This window comes from Pseudoalteromonas sp. M58 (genome assembly GCF_042604605.1).
Lineage (GTDB): Bacteria > Pseudomonadota > Gammaproteobacteria > Enterobacterales > Alteromonadaceae > Pseudoalteromonas > Pseudoalteromonas tetraodonis.
On record NZ_CP152391.1, the window covers coordinates 636,328 to 654,378 of the forward strand.

Genomic DNA, 18,051 nt, shown 5'->3' on the forward strand with positions numbered 1-18,051 from the left:
TACTAGCTGGCTTTTTTTATGCGCTTAATTTAGTGTTTTACCCTACTGCTAAAGAGCGTAATTCGTTATGATGGCATGTCACTAAATTTTAAAAGTTTATTCTATGTTTACTTCGTTTTTATCCCATTTAGATTGGTTAAGTGTTGGTACTGGCGCTATAGCCGGTATGGCTATTTTCAGCGTTGTATCAGTCCAGTTAAGCAAAAAAATAAAGCGCCAAGTGAGTGAGCAGCAACAACAGTTATTGTTATTACAAAGCCAGTATGAGCATACGCAAAATCAATATGCCTCTTTAGTGGAAGAGCACGACTTGTTAGGGCTTACTCATCAAGAGCAACGTGATCAGGCGCAACATTTTAAAACGCGATTAACTGAGCAAGAAAAACAAAGTCAACTTTATAATCAATATTGGCGTAAAACCGAAGCTGAGCTAACCGCCCTGCGCGAGCAATACAATCTGCGCGATGTCGAGCTTAATAATATACGCACTACCCTTGAGCAAAAGCAGCAACATTTCAGCGAGCAACTCGCCCATATAGAGCAAAGTAAAGAAACGCTTAAAAAAGAATTCGAAAATTTAGCCAATCAAATCTTAGAAGAAAAATCGCAAAAATTTAAAACCCTCAATCAAGAAAGCATAGAGCAGTTACTCAAGCCGGTTCAAGGTGAGCTAAAAGGCTTTAGAGATAAAATGGAATCTATTCACGTTGAAGATTTAAAACAACGTGCAGCACTTAAAACCGAGCTATTGCATTTACAAGCCAAAAGCCAAGCCATTACCGAGCAGGCCGATAAGCTCAGTAATGCGCTGCAAGGACAAAAGAAAACCCAAGGTAATTGGGGCGAGTTAATGCTCGAAAACGTGCTTGATAGCGCAGGACTTCGAGCTGGCACAGACTATAAACGCGAAGTGTCGTTTAATACCGAAGACGGCCGTTTGCGCCCTGATGTAGTGGTGTATTTACCTCAAGGTCGACACTTAGTGATTGATGCAAAAACATCGTTAAATGCCTATACCCGTTATGTAAATGCCGAAACAGAGCTTGAGTCTCAACAAGCGATTAAAGAGCATGTAAATGCCGTAACTGCCCGTATAAATGAGCTGGCCAGTAAATCGTATGACCGTTTACCAGGGATAAACTCGCCTGAGGTTGTTATTATGTTTGTACCGATTGAATCCGCCTTTGTAGAAGCACTTAAATACCAAAGCGACATTTACCAGCAAGCAATCGAAAAAAACATTTTGGTTGCTACTCCTACTACCCTGCTAACCAGTTTAAATATTGTTAAGCAGTTATGGCGCTTTGAAGAGCAAACTAAATATTCAAAAGAGCTGGCTAATCGTGCTGAGCGTTTTTACAGTAAACTCAACGGCTTTTTAACCAGTATGGAAGGCGTGGGTAAACAGCTTGATAAAGCCAAAGAAACTTACGATAAAGCATTTTCTCAGTTATACCGTGGTAAAGGTAACTTAATTAAACAAGCCTCAGAATTTAAAGAGTTGGGTGTATCGGTGCAAAAAGAGTTACCTCAAGAAAGCGTTGAACGCGCTCACTTAGAGCTTGATGAATAAACACCACATATAATATTTGCGCACTAAGGTTGTGCGTTTATGTGGCTAGTTATTTACTAACTGCGCAGGCACTATAATAATATCTGTCCTTTAGGATTAACCACATGCAACGCCCAACTGTTTTTTTCATTTCTCATGGTGGCGGCCCAATGCCATTACTAGGTGATGCCAACCATGCAGAAATGCGAGCCTGCTTAGAACAAGTTGCCGCTACAATCCCAAAGCCTAGCGCTATTTTAATGGTCAGCGCGCATTGGGAAGCTCAACCAATTAGTATAACGGCGCACTCTTCACCGCCGCTTATTTATGATTACTATGGTTTTCCTGAGCAGGCGTACCAATTAACTTACCCTTGTACTGGCCAGCCGCAACTTGCTAATTTAGTGCAGCAAGCGCTCGCAACACATAATATTGACTCAAAACTCGATCCACAGCGTGGTTTTGATCACGGTATGTTTGTACCGTTAAAAATTATGTACCCAGAGGCCGATATTCCTTGTGTGCAAATATCCTTGCATCCAAGCCTTGATCCGCTGTTGCATGTTGAAATTGGTAAAGCGTTGCAAAGTATTGATTACGATAACTTATTAATTATAGGCTCAGGCTTTACCTTCCATAATATGCGCGCTTTTGGTGTTACTCAATCAAACGATGTTAACCAGCAAAATCAGGCATTTGAAAATTGGCTGGTAAGCACAATCGCAGATCAAACATTAACCGAGCAGCAGCGTGAACAGCAATTATTAGCATGGCAGCAAGCTCCAGCTGCACGCTTTAATCACCCCAGAGAAGAGCACTTGTTACCGCTACATGTATGCTATGGCGCTGCTATGTGTGCAAGCACTGAGGTATTTGAATTAAATATTGCCAATAAGCGAGCCAGTATGTATTTGTGGCAATAATAAAAAACACGCCAGACTTTGCTAGGCGTGTTTTTTGGTTCTACTGTATTTATTACAGTGGTTAAGCGTAAGCAATTACCATTTCATTTCGCCTTTATGCACTTTAGCGCCAATGCTAAGAGCCATAGGTAATACAGCCTCTGGGTATGAGTTGGTCATTTTATCTATCAGCAGCTTACTGTTATCACTATTTTGCTTAGCGTGTGCAAAATCCTTTAAATACTGGATTGAAAAATCAATATTTACAGCATCTAATTGGGTGCCTGCTTTCATATGCCCTGGGATCACCACGTCAGGTTTAAGTGCTTTCATTTCATTAAGTTGCTTTGCCCATGCATTTTGCTCTGCTTGAGTTTGTGCATCGGCCATCCATAAATGAACATTAGCGTATACAGCCACATTCCCTAAAATGGCCTTGTTATCAGGTATCCATAAATATGGGCGATGATTATGCTCACCCTCTGTGCCACGAATTTCAATGGTATGGCCTTCTATTTTTAAGCTATTACCATTAAATACCTTAGGTACGACGGGGTTTTTTGGTGCGTTTTTACCCATTTTTGGGGTCCAGAAAGCAAGTTTACCTTTAAGCTTTGCTGCTATTTTTTGGTGCACTGCCGGTGTGGTAATAACCTCTGCATTTGGGAAAAACTGCTGTAACACTTCAGCGCCAAAGTAGTAATCAGGATCGGCTTGGCTAATAAAAATAGTTTTTAGTTGTTTACCAGAGTCAATTACTTTAGCGGCAATGCGCAGTGCATCGGCTTTGGTAAATCCGGTATCAATTAAAATTGCATCGGTACGGCCATAAACCAGCGTGGCATTAACATGAAAGCTATTGCTGTCAGCGTTATACACATCAAGGGTTAATGGGGTTTCGTCTGCAATAGCGATATTGCTGGTTAATAGTGTGCTTAATAAAAGCGTACGTAGGTTCATGGTATTCTCATCATTGGTTGCTAATGCGAGCATAATAAAGGTTTGATATGTTCAGAAAAACAACCAATAATTAGCATCATTGTTTCATAAATAGTGCAAATACTATGGATAAACTCACCGCAGCGCAGGTTTTTGTTGATGTTGCCTACTCAGGCAGTTTTACTGCCACTGCCGATCGGCTTGAAATGTCACGCCCTATGGTTACTCGTCATATTGAGTCGGCAGAGGCCTGGTTAAATACGCGCTTATTGCATCGCACTACCCGTAAAGTAACGCTTACCACCGCCGGCGAGGCCTGTTTACCCGAAATAGAGCAATGGTTAGCACAGGCTAACCGTTTAGTTGAACAAACTAAAAGCCAGCAACAGTTGTCAGGTAAAATACGAGTAGCGACCAGTATGTCGTTAGGTTTTGCACAATTAGCCCCTATATTTACACGTTTTATGAAACGTCACCCTAACGTGCAAATAGACATAGATCTTGAAGACTCAACCACAGATCTAATAGAGCAACGTGTTGATTTGGCAATACGTATTGCAGCCAATCCTGATCCTTCGTTAATAGGTAAACCTATTGCCGAGTGTGAATCTATATTAGTGGCCTCAGCCAGCTACCTTGCTGATTATCCGCCAATAACGACACCACAACAGTTAAGCACTCATCAATGTTTAGGCTATAAAAACTTTGACCGATATATTTGGCATTTACACAACGGGGATGAATTTCAATCGGTTGATGTTAAATGTAATTTAAGTGCAAACGAGGCCACCACATTACTTCATGCAGCCATAGCCGGTGCTGGTATTTCAGTGCAGCCTACGTATTTGGCAAATCAATATATACTTGATGGTCGCTTGCAGCGTGTATTAGCGCCATGGACATTAAACCCAATGAAAATATATGTGCTTTACCCTTCTCGTCAGCATTTATCAGCAACAGTAAGAGCACTAATCGACACGCTCAGTGAAGAATTTAAAAATCCAGCATGGTAATTAATTATAAAATTTTGGGTTTAAACCATAGCTTTGTGCGTTAAGCATGCTGATATTGTGTACGTTATTTTGTTACAGTAAATGTAATAAGCGCCTTAATCCATAAAGGTCAACAGACCCAAGGAACAAAAACAATGAATCTGATCAAAACATCGGGCTTGGCACTGGCCATTGTTGCGGGCTTAGGCTTGCAAGCATGTTCAAGTACCAGCATAACAACCAACAATAATGCAGCGATGAGTACCGTGAATAATCCATTAAGCCTAGCGCAAATTTATAAAGATAAAGAATTTAAAACCCAGCGAAGCACTTACTTTAAATGGCTAGATGATGGCACTGGCTACACAGTGCTTGAAGAGCGCGAAAGCGAAAAAGAAAAAGCTGACGATAACAACGTTGATGATGAAAAAGAGCACGGCGTAAAAGGCAACGACATTGTATTTTACAATGCTGACGGCACAGGCCGTAAAGTACTGGTTGAGTTTGAAAAGCTGTTGCCAGAAGGTGCAGACGAGCCATTTGCAATCGAAAGCTACCAATGGTCAAAAGACGGTAAATGGCTGATGGTATTTACCAACAGCGAGCAAGTTTGGCGTTCGCGCAGCAGAGGCGACTTTTGGTTACTCAACCTTGAGACTAACCAGTTACAGCAATTAGGTGGCTTGGATGTTGAGCCTACTAAGTTAATGTTTGCTAAGTTCTCGCCAGATAGTTCAAAAGTAGCCTACGTGCGCGACAACAACATTTATATGCAAGCGGTTGGCAGTAACGATGTAACCGCGCTTACAACCGATGGCAGCGCCACCATAGTTAACGGTAATTTTGATTGGGTATACGAAGAAGAATTTACTATTGCCGATGGTTTTCGTTGGAGCCCCGACAACAAATCAATCGCCTATTGGCAGCTTGATACCAGTGACGTTAAATTTTTCACTATGATTAACAACACCGACGAACTGTACCCTACCCTTAAAGAATTCCCTTATCCTAAGGCCGGTGAAACCAACTCTGCCGTGCGTGTTGGTGTGGTAAGCCTTGCTGATAAACAAACCCGTTGGGCTGAGCTTGAAGGCGATAACCGCGACCGTTATATTCCGCGTATTAGCTGGGCTGGCACCGGTAATGAATTAATGATTCAAGACTTAAACCGCCCGCAAAGCCATAACAAAGTGTGGTTGTTTGATTGGCAAAAGCAGCAACTGACCAAGATTTTAGAAGACAAAGACGATGCGTTTATCGAATGGTTTTATAAAGCAAACTGGTCAAAAGACGGCGAGTTTTTTATTTGGCATAGCGAACGCGACGGTTGGCGTCATCTTTATCGTGTATCGCGCGATGGCAAAACTATTATCGACCTAACCCCTGGCGATTACGACATTATTGATATGCTTACCATCAATGAAGATAAAAACGTGATGTATTTTATTGCCTCGCCAAACGATCCTGGTCAGCGTTATTTATACAGCACACCGCTTGATGGCAGCAGCAAACCGGTACGGGTAACACCTGCTGAGTTTGAGGGATCAAACAGCTACTACATGTCAAAAGATGCCTCATGGGCAATGCATACTTACTCAAAATTTGGTACGCCACCGACTAAAGAGATCATTAAAGTGAGCGATCATAGTAATGTAAAAACCTTAGTTGAAAATACAAAGCTCAAACAAAAGCTTGCTGAACAAAGCTTACCTAAGCATGAATTTTTTAAAGTAAACGCGCAAGATGGTACCGAGCTTGACGGCTACATTATGTTCCCTGAGAACATTGATAAAAGTAAAAAATACCCAATAGTGTTTTACGTATACGGCGAACCATGGGGTTCAACTGTGCAAGACCGCTGGGAAGGTAACAGTTACTTATACAAATCGTTGTTAACGCAAAAAGGCTTTATTGTGGCATCGGTTGATAACCGCGGTACACGTGCACCAAAAGGCCGCGATTGGCGCAAATCGATTTATAAAAAAATTGGCTCAATTACCGTGCAAGACCAAGTAGACGCCCTAGATGCCATGGCAAAACGTTGGGATGTAATAGACACCGAGCGCGTTGGCGTGTGGGGTCATTCAGGCGGCGGTAGCTCAACCCTTAATTTATTGTTCCGCCATGGCGATAAATTTAAAGTAGGCATTGCCTCAGCACCCGTGCCAGATATACGTTTATACGACACCATTTACCAAGAGCGTTATGCAGGCAACCCAAACACCGATCCTGAGAGTTACGATAACACCTCGCCGATTACCTTTGCTAAAAATCTAACTGGTAAGCTATTGCTTATTCACGGTACAGGCGATGATAACGTGCATTATCAAGGTTCAGAGCGATTAATTGACGAGCTTGTAAAGCACAATAAGCAGTTTGAATTTTTCTCATACCCAAACCGCTCACATAGCTTAAGTGAAGGCAAAGGCACCACCTTGCACTATCACACCATGATGGCCGACTTTTTTGAAAAGCACTTATTAAACAAGTAATCGCTTTAAAAAAATAAAATACTAAAGCCGCACACTAATTATTAGTGTGCGGCTTTTTTAATCAAAGTGTAACGGGGGTTTACAGCTGGGTTTAAAGGTTAAAGGAAAAAGGGCAAAGGTTTTTAGTTATGGTGAGTTGGGTAGAGTCGAACAAAACCCAACAAGGAAATACTGCTCAATGGCAATAATTGAATCATTTATTGCTAAACATAACTTGGAATTAGAGAGGCATTAAAAAAGTAGCATCCTTGCTACTACAAGTGCGATATTAAGAGCTTGGTTGCGAAGGTTGATACTTATTAACGAGAATGTGCTGCAAACTTTTAAGTGCCCGCTTTATCGCTTGCAGCATACTTCTTCCCTTTGTATTTACATTAATACTGGGTAGCCCAGGTAAAAGAATATTAATTTTGCATTGCTGCAAAGTGCCGTGGCGCTCACTCGAAAGATCATTTATTTGAATCTCAACTTTACGAATATTTAAAGCATGTTTTGCCAATTGGCTTTTTATCAACTTCAAAAGCGACATCTTTTCACTTGCGTTAATTATCTTGTTTTTAACTGTAAGTTTTAGCTTCATGCAATTACACCTTTTAATAGTAACTATGTTGCAGGCATGACTGTAATCTACTAACTTAGTGGCAAAGGAAAAAGCTGATTATTTCTTACTTTAAAACAGGTATTTTCGAATGATTACCAACATCAACTACAATCACTTATATTATTTTTGGCAAGTAAGTAAGCACGGCAGTATTGCAGCGGCGAGTAAAATACTTAATTTAACGCCGCAAACGGTCAGCTCGCAAATTACTAACTTAGAGCAACGACTAGGAAAACCGCTATTTATTCGTCAAGGGCGAGGCCTACAGTTAACGGAGTTTGGCCATGTAACTCAGCAATACACTAATGATATTTTTGCTATTGCTCACGAATGGCTAGAAACCACGCAAGGTGATACCACGCACTATTCACGAACACTAAAGGTCGGTATTTCAGATGTGTTACCCAAATCACTGGTGTCGAAGTGGCTAGCGCCTTTAATTAATAACGACCGTATTACCAACTTACACTGTATTGACGGCCAACAAGATGAGCTGCTTGCACAAATGGCGATTCATAAGCTCGACTTAGTGTTAGCCGATAAACCACTCGATACCACCTTGCCATTTAAGGCGTTTTGCCATGAAATAGGTAAAAGCCAAATTGCTCTTTTTAGTAACGAAACATGGCATTCGCAGTTACATAAGCAGTTTCCGCAGTCTTTAAATAACAAGCCTCTAGTGCTCCCTGCAAAAGAAAGCCCCGTCGCGCGGGCTATTTATTATTGGCTGCAAGAGCAAGACATTGAAATGACAATAGCAGGCCATGTTGACGACAGCGCATTAATGAAGTCGTTAGGTGAGCAAGGGTTTGGGATATTCCCTGCGCCTATTTTGGTAAGAGCCGAAGTGGAGCGCCATTACGGCGTTAATTACATTGGTACAATTGATAATGTTTATCAGCATTATTATGCCTTTACACCCGACAGGCTCATTAAAGACAGTATTTATGACGAGTTTATAAAGCACGCGCAAATGACGTAGATTTTAGTTAATCGTCTTATGATGTTAAAGGTTAAAGGTTAAAGGTTAAAGGTTAAAGGTTAAAGGTTAAAGGTTAAAGGTTAAAGGTTAAAGGGTTCCGACTCTAACGCTCAACACCTACGCGGGGTGAACCCGCTGCTACTAGTAGCTAATACGGTAGCAGCGGCTTTATGCCGCGTCTTTTTAAGGCTCATATAAATGCCCTTATCGAGTAAACATATTGATTGCCATTACAATTAATAAGCCGGCAAATATTTTCTTTATGGTTGAAACTGGTAAATAATGGGTGGCTTTAGCGCCGAGTGGCGCAGTAAACCATGAGGTGCATACAATACCCAATAAAGCGGGCAAATATACAAAGCCTGCAAATCCTTGTTTTAGGCTAAATAACTGGCTGCCTGAGCTGATATAACCCAGTGAACCAAACAGCGCTATCACAATGCCTGAGGCAGAGGCGCAGCCTATGGCTTTTTTCATATCAACAGAAAAAAACGTCAGTAACGGCACCAATACTGCCCCGCCGCCAATACCTATCATGGCAGACAAGCCACCGGTTATGGTCGTATAAACACTGAGTAACCCTTTGTTTGGTAACGGGCGCGCTATTGCTGAATCACTCTTACCAGAAAAAATCATTTTTAGTGCAATTAGCACCACACTTACTGCAAATACCAAACGCACTACATGCTCAGGTAATAGCGCAGCCATAAAGCCACTAATGAGCGCGCCAAAGGCAACGCCCGCCATCACCCAAGGTGCAATATTCCAGGGTACATTGCCATTTTTATGATGCGCAATAGCCGACGAGGTCGAGGTAAATAAAATAGAGGCCAGCGAGGTCGCAATGGCAACTACCACTACTTGTTCAGGTGGCAAAGCATTAAAGTGCAGTAATATCATGCTGAGTATAGGCACAATTACCAGCCCGCCCCCTATTCCTAATAAGCCTGCTAAAAAACCAACACCGCTACCTAATATGGCGCAGTATATAATTAACACTATTAAATCACTCATTCCTTTTGTCTCTTCTTATGTTAAGGGTTGTTATGCTCTGTGGCGGTGAGTTGCGTGTAAAAAACGTTTAATAAAACATCTAAGCTCACCAAGGTTTATTCGAGTATATCAACAACCGTTTATGCAAATGGCACTTTAAGTACTTATAAGTATTGAATAATACTCACGTTTTGTATGAATAAATCACAATACCCGTAAAAACATCTAGAAATCTAGACTTCTAAAGTGGTTTTTGTGAGAGGGTCATAGGTAATTAGCTGAATTTACCCATTTAACTTTGCTACAGAATGAATCTGGCTCATGTTTTACCTGAAATAATACCGTTTTTCTTCATGCTACATACCGCGTATAAATTTATTAACTCTGCAGAGCACCATTACAGCTAACCCGTTATGTCGGTTTTAACAGCGAGTAATGCGCCATCAATAAAAGCAGCAACAACTCAAATTGAAAGGATACGGCTATGAGCACTGATCTTACATTTACGATTAAAAGCACTAACTTGGATGAAAACTACCATCCATCAAATAACACACGTATTACGACCAACTTCGCTAATTTAGCAAGGGGGGAAAGCCGCCAACAAAACCTACGTAATACCCTAAAAATGATCAATAATCGTTTTAATGCACTGGCCAGTTGGGATAACCCGCAAGGGGATCGTTACGCGGTTGAGCTCAAGATCATTTCGGTTGATTTAGACATTGCAGGCAGTGGCCAAGCATTTCCGTCAATTGAGGTATTAAAAACCAATATTATTGATCGCCAAACGAACGAGCGAATTGAAGGCATAGTGGGTAATAACTTTTCATCGTATGTGCGCGACTACGATTTTAGTGTGTTATTGCTTGAGCATAACAAAAGCAAACCGCAATTTAGCATTCCCGATAACTTTGGTGACTTACACGGCAAGTTGTTTAAATGCTTTGTAAACTCAAATACCTATAAACAGCATTTTAAAAAGCCACCGGTTATTTGTTTAAGCGTGTCTGATAACAAAACCTATCAGCAAACCGAAAACTTACACCCTATCTTAGGCGTAGAGTATCAGCCTAATGAGTCGTCGTTAACAGAGCAATACTTTAAAAAAATGGGCCTACAAGTGCGCTACTTTATGCCACCAAACAGCGTTGCACCGTTAGCGTTTTACTTTTTTGGTGACCTACTAAACGACTACAGCAACCTTGAACTAATTAGCACCATTAGCACCATGGAAACGTTTCAAAAAATTTATCGTCCAGAAATTTATAACGCCAACGCCGCCGCTGGTAGCCGTTATAAACCGAATTTAAAAAATGACGACCATTCGTTAACGCAAATTGTGTATGACCGCGCAGAGCGAGGTCAATTAGCGGTAGAGCAAGGTAAATTTACTGAGCAGCATTTTATTAAGCCTTATCAGTCAGTGCTGCAGCAGTTCTCGGCAAGTATCGCTTAACCACACAACAAAATTAAAGGCAGCATTTATTATGAAAAAACTATTACCCACATCATCAGCAGGCAGTTTGCCAAAACCGTCATGGCTTGCCGAACCCGAAACCTTATGGTCACCGTGGAAATTACAAGGTAGCGAGCTGGTAGATGGCAAACACGACGCTCTGCGTATTTCCCTGCACGAGCAACAAACCGCAGGCGTCGATATAGTCAGCGATGGCGAACAAACTCGTCAGCACTTTGTAACCACCTTTATTGAACATTTAAATGGCGTTGATTTTGAAAACCGTAAAACAGTTAAAATTCGCGACCGTTACGACGCCAGCGTACCCACAGTGGTTGGCCCTGTGTCTCGCACTAAATCGGTATTTGTTGAAGACGCTAAGTTTTTACGCCAGCAAACCAGCCAACCAATTAAATGGGCACTGCCTGGGCCAATGACCATGATCGACACCCTGTATGACGATCACTATAAAAGCCGTGAAAAACTAGCATGGGAATTTGCTAAAATACTCAACCAAGAAGCCAAAGAGCTAGAAGCCGCAGGGGTCGATATAATTCAATTTGATGAACCCGCTTTTAACGTGTTTTTTGACGAGGTAAACGACTGGGGCATAGCCTGCCTTGAGCGAGCCATAGAGGGGTTAAAATGCGAAACTGCCGTGCATATTTGCTACGGCTACGGCATTAAAGCCAACACCGATTGGAAGAAAACCCTCGGCACAGAGTGGCGACAATACGAAGAAGTATTCCCTAAGCTGCAAAAATCTAATATTGATATTATTTCGCTAGAATGCCAAAACTCACATGTACCTATAGAGCTACTCGAACTCGTACGCGGTAAAAAAATAATGGTGGGCGCAATCGATGTAGCCACCAATACCATAGAAACCCCCGAAGAGGTGGCCAAAACTCTACGCGAAGCACTTAAATATGTAGATGCCGACAAACTCTACCCATGCACCAACTGCGGCATGGCCCCCCTGCCCCGCAATATTGCAAACGGTAAGCTCAACGCCCTAAGCAAAGGCGCAGAGTTAGTACGTAACGAACTATTAGCAGCGAATGTTGCTTAATTTTTAGTTACAGCTGCTGTAAAAAAGCCACACCTAAACATAAGTTAAAGTGTGGATTTTTTAATCAAAATGTCATGGGGGTTTACAGTTAAAGTGCAAGGTCAAAGGGAAAAGGTTTTAAGTTAGTTGAATATTGGTTGAGTGCAACAAATTAGCTTAAGTAATCAAACCTAACCGAACCGCAAGGTATTAATGGCTGAGTGGAGAGTGTCAATTGCAGAAGCTGGCACTATAGCTATTTGCTATAAACTAAACTTTGGAGGTAACCCACTTATTACAGTCTATAATATTGCTCTTACTAAACTGCTTTACATTAATGGGTGCAAATTCAGTAGAGATATTTTTAATAACATCATCTAAATTATCATTACTACAAATAGCTAACTTACCTGTGTCCATAGCTTTTGCAAACAACGAAATGGAGCACCAGTAAGCATAATGCGAATTAGAAATAATTATAATATTGGGAGTAAAACCATAAACAGCGACACCTTGATTCACCGTCTTCTTAAATTTATTTATGTCCGCGTCTGATAATTTATATTCACTATCTAATACAATCTTATAAAGATATGGACTTGCTGAGTGCTTAATCTGATGCATATATTCCTTATCTCATAACGCCGCCTTCAGCGTCGAACTGCTGGGCTCTGTTATGGTTCACGGCTAAATCACATTGGTGCGATAGCTAGAAAAGCTATGCGTATTTCATCAATATCTTTAAATCTAATAGACTTATTACTACTAAGACCTATATCAATGAAAGCACGTACATTCTCTGGTGACTTTTCAGTCTTGCTCTTTCCGGTTAAGACGTAATATAAAATACGAGTCAACGAATATGTTTCATGCAAGATGCTATAGGTATCAAAGCCTTCTGTTATTAGGCTAGGATCGTTGTAATACCCCTTAAAGTCTGTATTCGCCGAAGTTAGTTCACTATCAATAATTTTCACTAGTCCAAAATCTGCTATTTTCACAACTGCTACATCATCATATTCCCTAAGTAGAATATTTTTAGGGCTAATATCTCTGTGTAAAATATTTTTGGAGTGTATGTAAGAGAAAGCTCTGAGGATTTGTAATCCCAACTTAACTCGATCTTGAAACGACAATTTGGAATTGTTTTTTAACATGTATTTATCCAAAGAGCTGTCCATAAACTCCATAACATACTCATTATCTTTTTCGTTATACCCATAAACTTCAAGAATATATGGCGAGCTTAGCATACTCATTTGTTCGTGCTCACGCTTGAACCTTTCAATTTCCTTGGCATTTAGATCTTTCTTTGCTCGTTTTAAAGCAAAATTTTTAAGATAGAAACTGTCATAATATCTATAGACGTTTGCATAAGAACCACTACCAAGCGCTTTTAAGTCAGCTGTGTTGTTTTTATTCTCAATTTTTATTGAGCTTTGTGGAAAAAATATTGGGATAGTATAATAAATCTCTAATTTTTCAGTATGAGCGGGAATTGCACTCCCACCACTCTTGCTTAGAAAGCTCTTACAAAAAGTAAGTCTCTCTTGATGATAATCCTCGATAGAGAATGCATGTTCAGAGTTCTTTAAAGATTTCTCTAGAGCTTCAATTATCTCTATAGAGCTAATTAATTCTCTGCTTGGTTCTGCCCAAAAGTGAGCGGGGTTTTCATATGTTGGAAGTCTATTATTCATCGAATCAAAAAGACTAGTAACACTAGAGTGAAGAGTAGAGAATAAAACTCTTAATTTGTCATTCTTTATTGATTTGTAAAGATCTTCGAACTCATTACTTATAATATCAGAGAGCTTTCTGTAGTGGCTCTCTATGGCGTTTTCAGCATTCATAAATTATTGTATAGCCTGAATTTGATTGAACCATAATGCTTCACATTAATGGCGCGAGGTATGATCGCAGGAGAGAATGTAATGTTATACGCCATTCGGCACCTTCTCTAAATACTTTTCAAGTAGGCTTGCAGAGTGCGTTAAGTTGGCGAGTTGATCACGTAGGCCGTAAGCCCACTTAATACCATGGAAAAAGTTGTTTCTAAATCGATAAACTATAGTTAAACAGGCTATCAGCTGAGAAGAGGTACGAGTATCCTCTCCGGCTAGCGCGGCACGCACCAACCTTGGGTTGTCATTGTCTCGCAAGTTAAGGTGTTCAAAGTGGTAGTTCGTCTTTCCATTCTCAATATACCTATTTGAAAAATAGGCTAAGTGCTCTTCAAACCATCCGCCATCAATGATGTGCGGTTCAATACTTGCAACTTTTTCGGAGATATTCCTAACATAAGCGTTAGTATCTAGCACTTGAGCCTCAAACAAAGTCCATAGTAGCGTAAACCTTTGCAGGGCGTGGAGCTCGTCAAGTGAAAGATGCTCAATACCGGGAGCTATTCTTGCAATATTCGCTAATTGAACCACAGGCTCTCCTTTGACATATCATAATTTAATAGTGCGCTCATCGCGCATATTTCTGCAGACTTAACGCTCATTTACCTAGTTTATATAGTTTTAGCAAATAACCTAAGGTATTACTATCATTAAGTTTTCTAAAAATTTAAAGTAAAGTTAAATAAAACAATATGCGCTATTTGCTAATTTTTATAAATATGTGAGCAAAGAGCTGTTTGATGAATTGATTAGCTATTATATTTATTTAATCTCAATGTTCAGTTTTTGCTCAGATTTGACTGCTCACAAGCCTACCCCGAAAAGATAGGCTAATAAACACTACTTTTAGCTATTACGTACTTTGATTGCTGCTCAGAACTTATAAACTCAACAACCCTTCTACCCATTCTAAAACGAGGCGAGTATTTCGGGTTTGAAAGCGCTGCTTATTAGGTATGTAGTAGCAAAAGTCAGATTCAACTACGTGGGTATTAAAGTTTTTAAGTAACTCGGTGTCTAATAATCGTTGTACTAGCGTGGTTGAGCAAAAAACCAGTCCTGAGCCTGCCATAGCTTCTTGAATACCAAATAGCTCTTGGTCAAATGTTTTAATACTAAATAAAGCAGGAGCTAAGTTGTTTTGAGTAAGCCATTGTTTAATTGGTGGCTCACTCAGCGCGTTGTTTTTCCATTTAGTGGTATAGAGCGTAACTGGGCCATTTTGCCATGGGATATCCGCGGCTTTGTATGATCCAAACAGGTTAAATTGCTCGGTTTTAATAATATCATATGCGTTTATATTCTGCTGTTGACCAAAGCGAATCGGTAAGGTGTGTAATTGCTTATCAACGGCTTCACTGGTTGATATATCCACTTCAAGATTGGGCTGACTTTTTGATAGCTCCTGTAATGCGGGTATTAAACGCAGTGCGGCCAGTGATGACGTAGTGGTTATTTTAACGGCGGTGCCTTTAGCTTGTACGGTAGTTAGCGCTTGGTTAATAAGGTTAAAGCCATTGCATGTTGCTTCACTTAAATATTCACCGGTGGGTGTAAGAGTGATTTTTCTAACTTGGCGGTAAAATAAATCCACATTTAAACGGTTCTCAAGGTTATTTATATGATGCGAAATCGCGGTTGGGGTGAGCGATAGTTCATCCGCGGCGGCTTTAAAACTGCCTAAACGCGCCGCAGCTTCAAAGGCTTTGAGTGCTTGTAGTGATACTTGCATGGGGGATTATTCACACCAAATAGAATTAACTTATAGATGAGTATAACTTATTTATAGTTAAGATTTACTCGTTTGTGAAATATGCCTGTTAGTAAGATGATTAACCTACATTTACTAACAGGATAAACAGTATGACTACCCTACTTCACGTTGATGCAAGCGTAAGAGCTATTAAAAACGACAACCCAGATCACGATTCAATTTCTAAAAATATTGCTAAGCAATTTATTGATAGCTTTGCAAAGCGCCAAGCTATAGATGAGTATTTTTACCGTGATGTTGGTGTGAATCCTCCGCCTTTTATTACTCAAGACTGGATAGGTGCGGTATTTACCCCTGATGATAAAAAAACCGCAGAGCAACAGCAGTTACTGGCCTTGTCAGACACATTAATCGCTGAAATTGCCGCTGCCGATATTATTGTGATTTCCTCGCCTATGTATAACTACGGTATGCCCGCACAGTTAAAGGCATGGTTTGATCAAGTAATACGTATTAACCAAACTTTTGATTTTGATCTTTCCCGTGGTGACTTTCCGCTACAACCTCTACTTGGAGGTAAAACATTAGTTGTGATCACCTCAACCGGTGAGTTTGGTTTTGAGCAAGGTGGTATACGTGAGCATATGAGCCATTTAGTGCCGCACTTACGTACATTGAGTAAATATTTAGGCGTGAGCACCATTCATGAAATTGCCTCAGAATATCAAGAGTTTGCCGATGTACGCCATCAACTATCGCTCGATAATGCTTATAGCCAAGCAGCAGCGCTAGGGCTACAGTTAAGTAATAAATAATATTTAAATATAAAAATACCGCATTTACCTTGCGGTATTTTTACCCAAACCGTAACGGGGGTTTACAGCAACTGCTTAAAACGCGGGTGCTGTTACTGCACTTTATTAACTGATAAGGTAATTAATACTTAGCAATAAAATTGCGTTTTAGTAACGATTTAAACAGGAGTCATTAATGGCAACTACACTGGCGTTTGATGTATACGGTACGCTTATAAACACCCATGGCGTTGTGTCGTTACTTGAAAATATGGTTGGTGATAACGCGCACGCATTTTCGACCACTTGGCGTGAAAAACAACTCGAATATTCGTTTAGACGTGGCTTAATGCAAAACTACGTGCCGTTTTCGGTGTGTACTGAGCAGGCACTTAATTATGCGTGTTTACTGCACAAGGTAACTTTAAGCGATGAGCAAAAAGCACAGTTATTAGCACGCTATAAAACCCTACCCGCATTTGATGATGTAAAAGCAGGGCTTGAGAGCTTAAAAGCACAAAACTATCGGTTATTTGCGTTTTCTAATGGTGCGGCCAGTGCGGTAAATACCTTGCTCGAAGCCGCAGGCATAAGTGAGCTTTTTGAAGGCGTAGTGAGCGCCGATGACATTAAAACCTTTAAACCCAACCCCGGTGTTTATAGTCATTTTTTACGCGAGGCAAATTCAACCGGCGCTAATACCTGGCTTATATCGAGTAACCCGTTTGATGTTATTGGGGCGTTATCGCACGGTATGCGTGCTGCGTGGATACAGCGCTCAAGTGAGGCTATTTTTGACCCCTGGGAACTTGAGCCTACAATAACGGCGTGCGATATACATGATTTAAAAACCAAGCTAGCCAGTAATAACCAATGATTTAGTGGGCAGGGGTTAAATTACACCAATGAAAGGCTAGGTTTGCGCTTACAAACCTAGCCGTTTTAGGGTCTGTTGATCTTTCAAGGTTAAATTTGCAGCAGTCTGTTTGGTATTTAGGCAAGGCAGAGCCTATGTGGTGTGGTTATTCCCCATAAATAGGCGATAACGCAGCATCAATGCCAAACAGGCGGTGCCCTTCGGGTTCTGCCTAGGGGCGATTTACTCTTTGTTGCTCGGTTTTTACTTAGCCCACTAGGTTACAAACCTCGCGCCGCGATTAAACCGCCCCTAGTTTGAACAAATTTTAATCCGCAAAGGTCAACAGACCCTAGTCTTCAATTGCAATGGCAATTTCTATCTCGTTACTGCTTTTATAGTACTCAAAGTCGCTAGTGTAGGTGCGGGCATAACGGCAATCGTCTGAGCTGAAGTATTGCCAAATTTCGCCCCATAAATCGATTACTGCATCGGGCATTTCACCTTCACCTTTAAATACCAAATAACGCCCCGCTTGGGTGGTTACTTTTTTAGCTTCAGGGAGTTTAATTGATAAATTATCGCAGCAGGCAATTACGTCAAAGTCCCCAGTGAGATCGCTTTCGTAATTAGTATACACACCATACACTTTGGTGTTTTCTGTAAGGCTGTTGGCAAACTTTTCACCAAATTTTTGCCAAAGTTCAGCTATATTTGCAGTGCCAGCATTCATTTCATTGGCGTTGCAGGTTCTTACTTTTAAGCCGATTAAGGTCTGACTTGCTAATTGTTTTACTTCCATCATGACGTCCTTTAGCGT

The 18,051-nt window shown here is 40.7% G+C and carries 17 protein-coding genes; 9 read left to right on the forward strand and 8 right to left on the reverse strand.

Annotated features, from left to right (window positions below; genetic code table 11):
* The first annotated feature begins 103 nt into the window (after positions 1-103).
* Both rmuC and AAGD16_RS18050 read left to right on the forward strand, forming a co-directional pair.
* Positions 104-1,573, forward strand: a complete 1,470-nt coding sequence (gene rmuC / locus AAGD16_RS18045; protein ID WP_028834611.1) for a DNA recombination protein RmuC — start codon at positions 104-106, stop codon at positions 1,571-1,573.
* A 104-nt stretch (positions 1,574-1,677) separates the two neighbouring features.
* Positions 1,678-2,475 carry a class III extradiol ring-cleavage dioxygenase gene (locus tag AAGD16_RS18050; RefSeq protein WP_138561084.1) on the forward strand — a complete coding sequence of 266 codons (798 nt, stop codon included), beginning with the start codon at positions 1,678-1,680 and terminating at the stop codon, positions 2,473-2,475.
* A gap of 75 nt (positions 2,476-2,550) precedes the next feature.
* On the opposite strand, the gene AAGD16_RS18055 is transcribed toward AAGD16_RS18050, so the two are convergent.
* Entirely contained in the window at positions 2,551-3,414 is an 864-nt protein-coding gene (locus tag AAGD16_RS18055; RefSeq protein ID WP_377115755.1) for an MBL fold metallo-hydrolase, read from the reverse strand.
* A 104-nt stretch (positions 3,415-3,518) separates the two neighbouring features.
* Here AAGD16_RS18055 and AAGD16_RS18060 point away from each other — a divergent pair, with 104 nt between their 5' ends.
* Together AAGD16_RS18060 and AAGD16_RS18065 are read left to right on the forward strand one after the other, a co-directional pair.
* The gene (locus tag AAGD16_RS18060) at positions 3,519-4,406 is read left to right on the forward strand and encodes a LysR family transcriptional regulator (protein WP_377115624.1); all 888 of its coding nucleotides are present in this window, start codon (positions 3,519-3,521) and stop codon (positions 4,404-4,406) included.
* A gap of 134 nt (positions 4,407-4,540) precedes the next feature.
* Complete coding sequence (locus AAGD16_RS18065; protein ID WP_377115627.1) at positions 4,541-6,877, forward strand: S9 family peptidase; 2,337 nt, start codon at positions 4,541-4,543, stop codon at positions 6,875-6,877.
* 268 nt (positions 6,878-7,145) lie between these two features.
* On the opposite strand, the gene AAGD16_RS18070 is transcribed toward AAGD16_RS18065, so the two are convergent.
* A complete protein-coding gene (locus tag AAGD16_RS18070) occupies positions 7,146-7,457 on the reverse strand; it encodes a hypothetical protein (protein ID WP_008110823.1) in 312 nt (103 codons plus the stop codon).
* 109 nt (positions 7,458-7,566) lie between these two features.
* On the opposite strand from AAGD16_RS18070, the gene nhaR reads away from it, so the two are divergent.
* Complete coding sequence (gene nhaR, locus AAGD16_RS18075) at positions 7,567-8,460, forward strand: transcriptional activator NhaR (RefSeq protein WP_377115631.1); 894 nt, start codon at positions 7,567-7,569, stop codon at positions 8,458-8,460.
* Between the two features lie 204 nt (positions 8,461-8,664).
* Here nhaR and AAGD16_RS18080 read toward each other — a convergent pair whose 3' ends face one another.
* The gene (locus AAGD16_RS18080) at positions 8,665-9,474 is read right to left on the reverse strand and encodes a sulfite exporter TauE/SafE family protein (protein ID WP_377115634.1); all 810 of its coding nucleotides are present in this window, start codon (positions 9,472-9,474) and stop codon (positions 8,665-8,667) included.
* 463 nt (positions 9,475-9,937) lie between these two features.
* Between AAGD16_RS18080 and AAGD16_RS18085 the strand changes: the two genes are divergently transcribed.
* Complete coding sequence (locus tag AAGD16_RS18085) at positions 9,938-10,912, forward strand: DUF1852 domain-containing protein (RefSeq protein WP_033103186.1); 975 nt, start codon at positions 9,938-9,940, stop codon at positions 10,910-10,912.
* A 31-nt stretch (positions 10,913-10,943) separates the two neighbouring features.
* The gene (locus AAGD16_RS18090; protein WP_058553254.1) at positions 10,944-11,984 is read left to right on the forward strand and encodes a methionine synthase; all 1,041 of its coding nucleotides are present in this window, start codon (positions 10,944-10,946) and stop codon (positions 11,982-11,984) included.
* A gap of 249 nt (positions 11,985-12,233) precedes the next feature.
* Here the strand turns inward: AAGD16_RS18090 and AAGD16_RS18095 are convergent, their stop codons facing one another.
* From AAGD16_RS18095 to AAGD16_RS18110, 4 genes are all read right to left on the reverse strand, one after another.
* Positions 12,234-12,587: a hypothetical protein gene (locus tag AAGD16_RS18095; RefSeq protein ID WP_377115638.1), complete on the reverse strand. Its 354-nt coding sequence runs from the start codon at positions 12,585-12,587 to the stop codon at positions 12,234-12,236.
* 68 nt (positions 12,588-12,655) lie between these two features.
* On the reverse strand, positions 12,656-13,816 hold the full coding sequence (locus AAGD16_RS18100) for a protein kinase family protein (RefSeq protein WP_377115641.1): 1,161 nt from the start codon (positions 13,814-13,816) through the stop codon (positions 12,656-12,658).
* An 84-nt stretch (positions 13,817-13,900) separates the two neighbouring features.
* Entirely contained in the window at positions 13,901-14,398 is a 498-nt protein-coding gene (locus AAGD16_RS18105) for a hypothetical protein (protein ID WP_350608268.1), read from the reverse strand.
* A 349-nt stretch (positions 14,399-14,747) separates the two neighbouring features.
* A complete protein-coding gene (locus tag AAGD16_RS18110) occupies positions 14,748-15,599 on the reverse strand; it encodes a LysR family transcriptional regulator (protein ID WP_377115646.1) in 852 nt (283 codons plus the stop codon).
* A 131-nt stretch (positions 15,600-15,730) separates the two neighbouring features.
* Here AAGD16_RS18110 and AAGD16_RS18115 point away from each other — a divergent pair, with 131 nt between their 5' ends.
* Both AAGD16_RS18115 and AAGD16_RS18120 read left to right on the forward strand, forming a co-directional pair.
* Positions 15,731-16,396, forward strand: a complete 666-nt coding sequence (locus tag AAGD16_RS18115; RefSeq protein ID WP_036955558.1) for an FMN-dependent NADH-azoreductase — start codon at positions 15,731-15,733, stop codon at positions 16,394-16,396.
* A 175-nt stretch (positions 16,397-16,571) separates the two neighbouring features.
* Entirely contained in the window at positions 16,572-17,252 is a 681-nt protein-coding gene (locus tag AAGD16_RS18120; protein ID WP_036955556.1) for a haloacid dehalogenase type II, read from the forward strand.
* A gap of 331 nt (positions 17,253-17,583) precedes the next feature.
* Here the strand turns inward: AAGD16_RS18120 and AAGD16_RS18125 are convergent, their stop codons facing one another.
* A complete protein-coding gene (locus AAGD16_RS18125; RefSeq protein ID WP_013462788.1) occupies positions 17,584-18,033 on the reverse strand; it encodes a GyrI-like domain-containing protein in 450 nt (149 codons plus the stop codon).
* Between the last annotated feature and the right edge of the window lie 18 nt (positions 18,034-18,051).

What these genes read in the sequence shown, in the direction of transcription:
- rmuC (WP_028834611.1), top strand. Translation starts at nt 104, where the DNA reads ATGTTTACTTCGTTTTTATCCCATTTAGATTGGTTAAGTGTTGGTACT.
- AAGD16_RS18050 (WP_138561084.1), top strand. Translation starts at nt 1,678, where the DNA reads ATGCAACGCCCAACTGTTTTTTTCATTTCTCATGGTGGCGGCCCAATG.
- AAGD16_RS18055 (WP_377115755.1), bottom strand. Translation starts at nt 3,414, where the DNA reads ATGAACCTACGTACGCTTTTATTAAGCACACTATTAACCAGCAATATC.
- AAGD16_RS18060 (WP_377115624.1), top strand. Translation starts at nt 3,519, where the DNA reads ATGGATAAACTCACCGCAGCGCAGGTTTTTGTTGATGTTGCCTACTCA.
- AAGD16_RS18065 (WP_377115627.1), top strand. Translation starts at nt 4,541, where the DNA reads ATGAATCTGATCAAAACATCGGGCTTGGCACTGGCCATTGTTGCGGGC.
- AAGD16_RS18070 (WP_008110823.1), bottom strand. Translation starts at nt 7,457, where the DNA reads ATGAAGCTAAAACTTACAGTTAAAAACAAGATAATTAACGCAAGTGAA.
- nhaR (WP_377115631.1), top strand. Translation starts at nt 7,567, where the DNA reads ATGATTACCAACATCAACTACAATCACTTATATTATTTTTGGCAAGTA.
- AAGD16_RS18080 (WP_377115634.1), bottom strand. Translation starts at nt 9,474, where the DNA reads ATGAGTGATTTAATAGTGTTAATTATATACTGCGCCATATTAGGTAGC.
- AAGD16_RS18085 (WP_033103186.1), top strand. Translation starts at nt 9,938, where the DNA reads ATGAGCACTGATCTTACATTTACGATTAAAAGCACTAACTTGGATGAA.
- AAGD16_RS18090 (WP_058553254.1), top strand. Translation starts at nt 10,944, where the DNA reads ATGAAAAAACTATTACCCACATCATCAGCAGGCAGTTTGCCAAAACCG.
- AAGD16_RS18095 (WP_377115638.1), bottom strand. Translation starts at nt 12,587, where the DNA reads ATGCATCAGATTAAGCACTCAGCAAGTCCATATCTTTATAAGATTGTA.
- AAGD16_RS18100 (WP_377115641.1), bottom strand. Translation starts at nt 13,816, where the DNA reads ATGAATGCTGAAAACGCCATAGAGAGCCACTACAGAAAGCTCTCTGAT.
- AAGD16_RS18110 (WP_377115646.1), bottom strand. Translation starts at nt 15,599, where the DNA reads ATGCAAGTATCACTACAAGCACTCAAAGCCTTTGAAGCTGCGGCGCGT.
- AAGD16_RS18115 (WP_036955558.1), top strand. Translation starts at nt 15,731, where the DNA reads ATGACTACCCTACTTCACGTTGATGCAAGCGTAAGAGCTATTAAAAAC.
- AAGD16_RS18120 (WP_036955556.1), top strand. Translation starts at nt 16,572, where the DNA reads ATGGCAACTACACTGGCGTTTGATGTATACGGTACGCTTATAAACACC.
- AAGD16_RS18125 (WP_013462788.1), bottom strand. Translation starts at nt 18,033, where the DNA reads ATGGAAGTAAAACAATTAGCAAGTCAGACCTTAATCGGCTTAAAAGTA.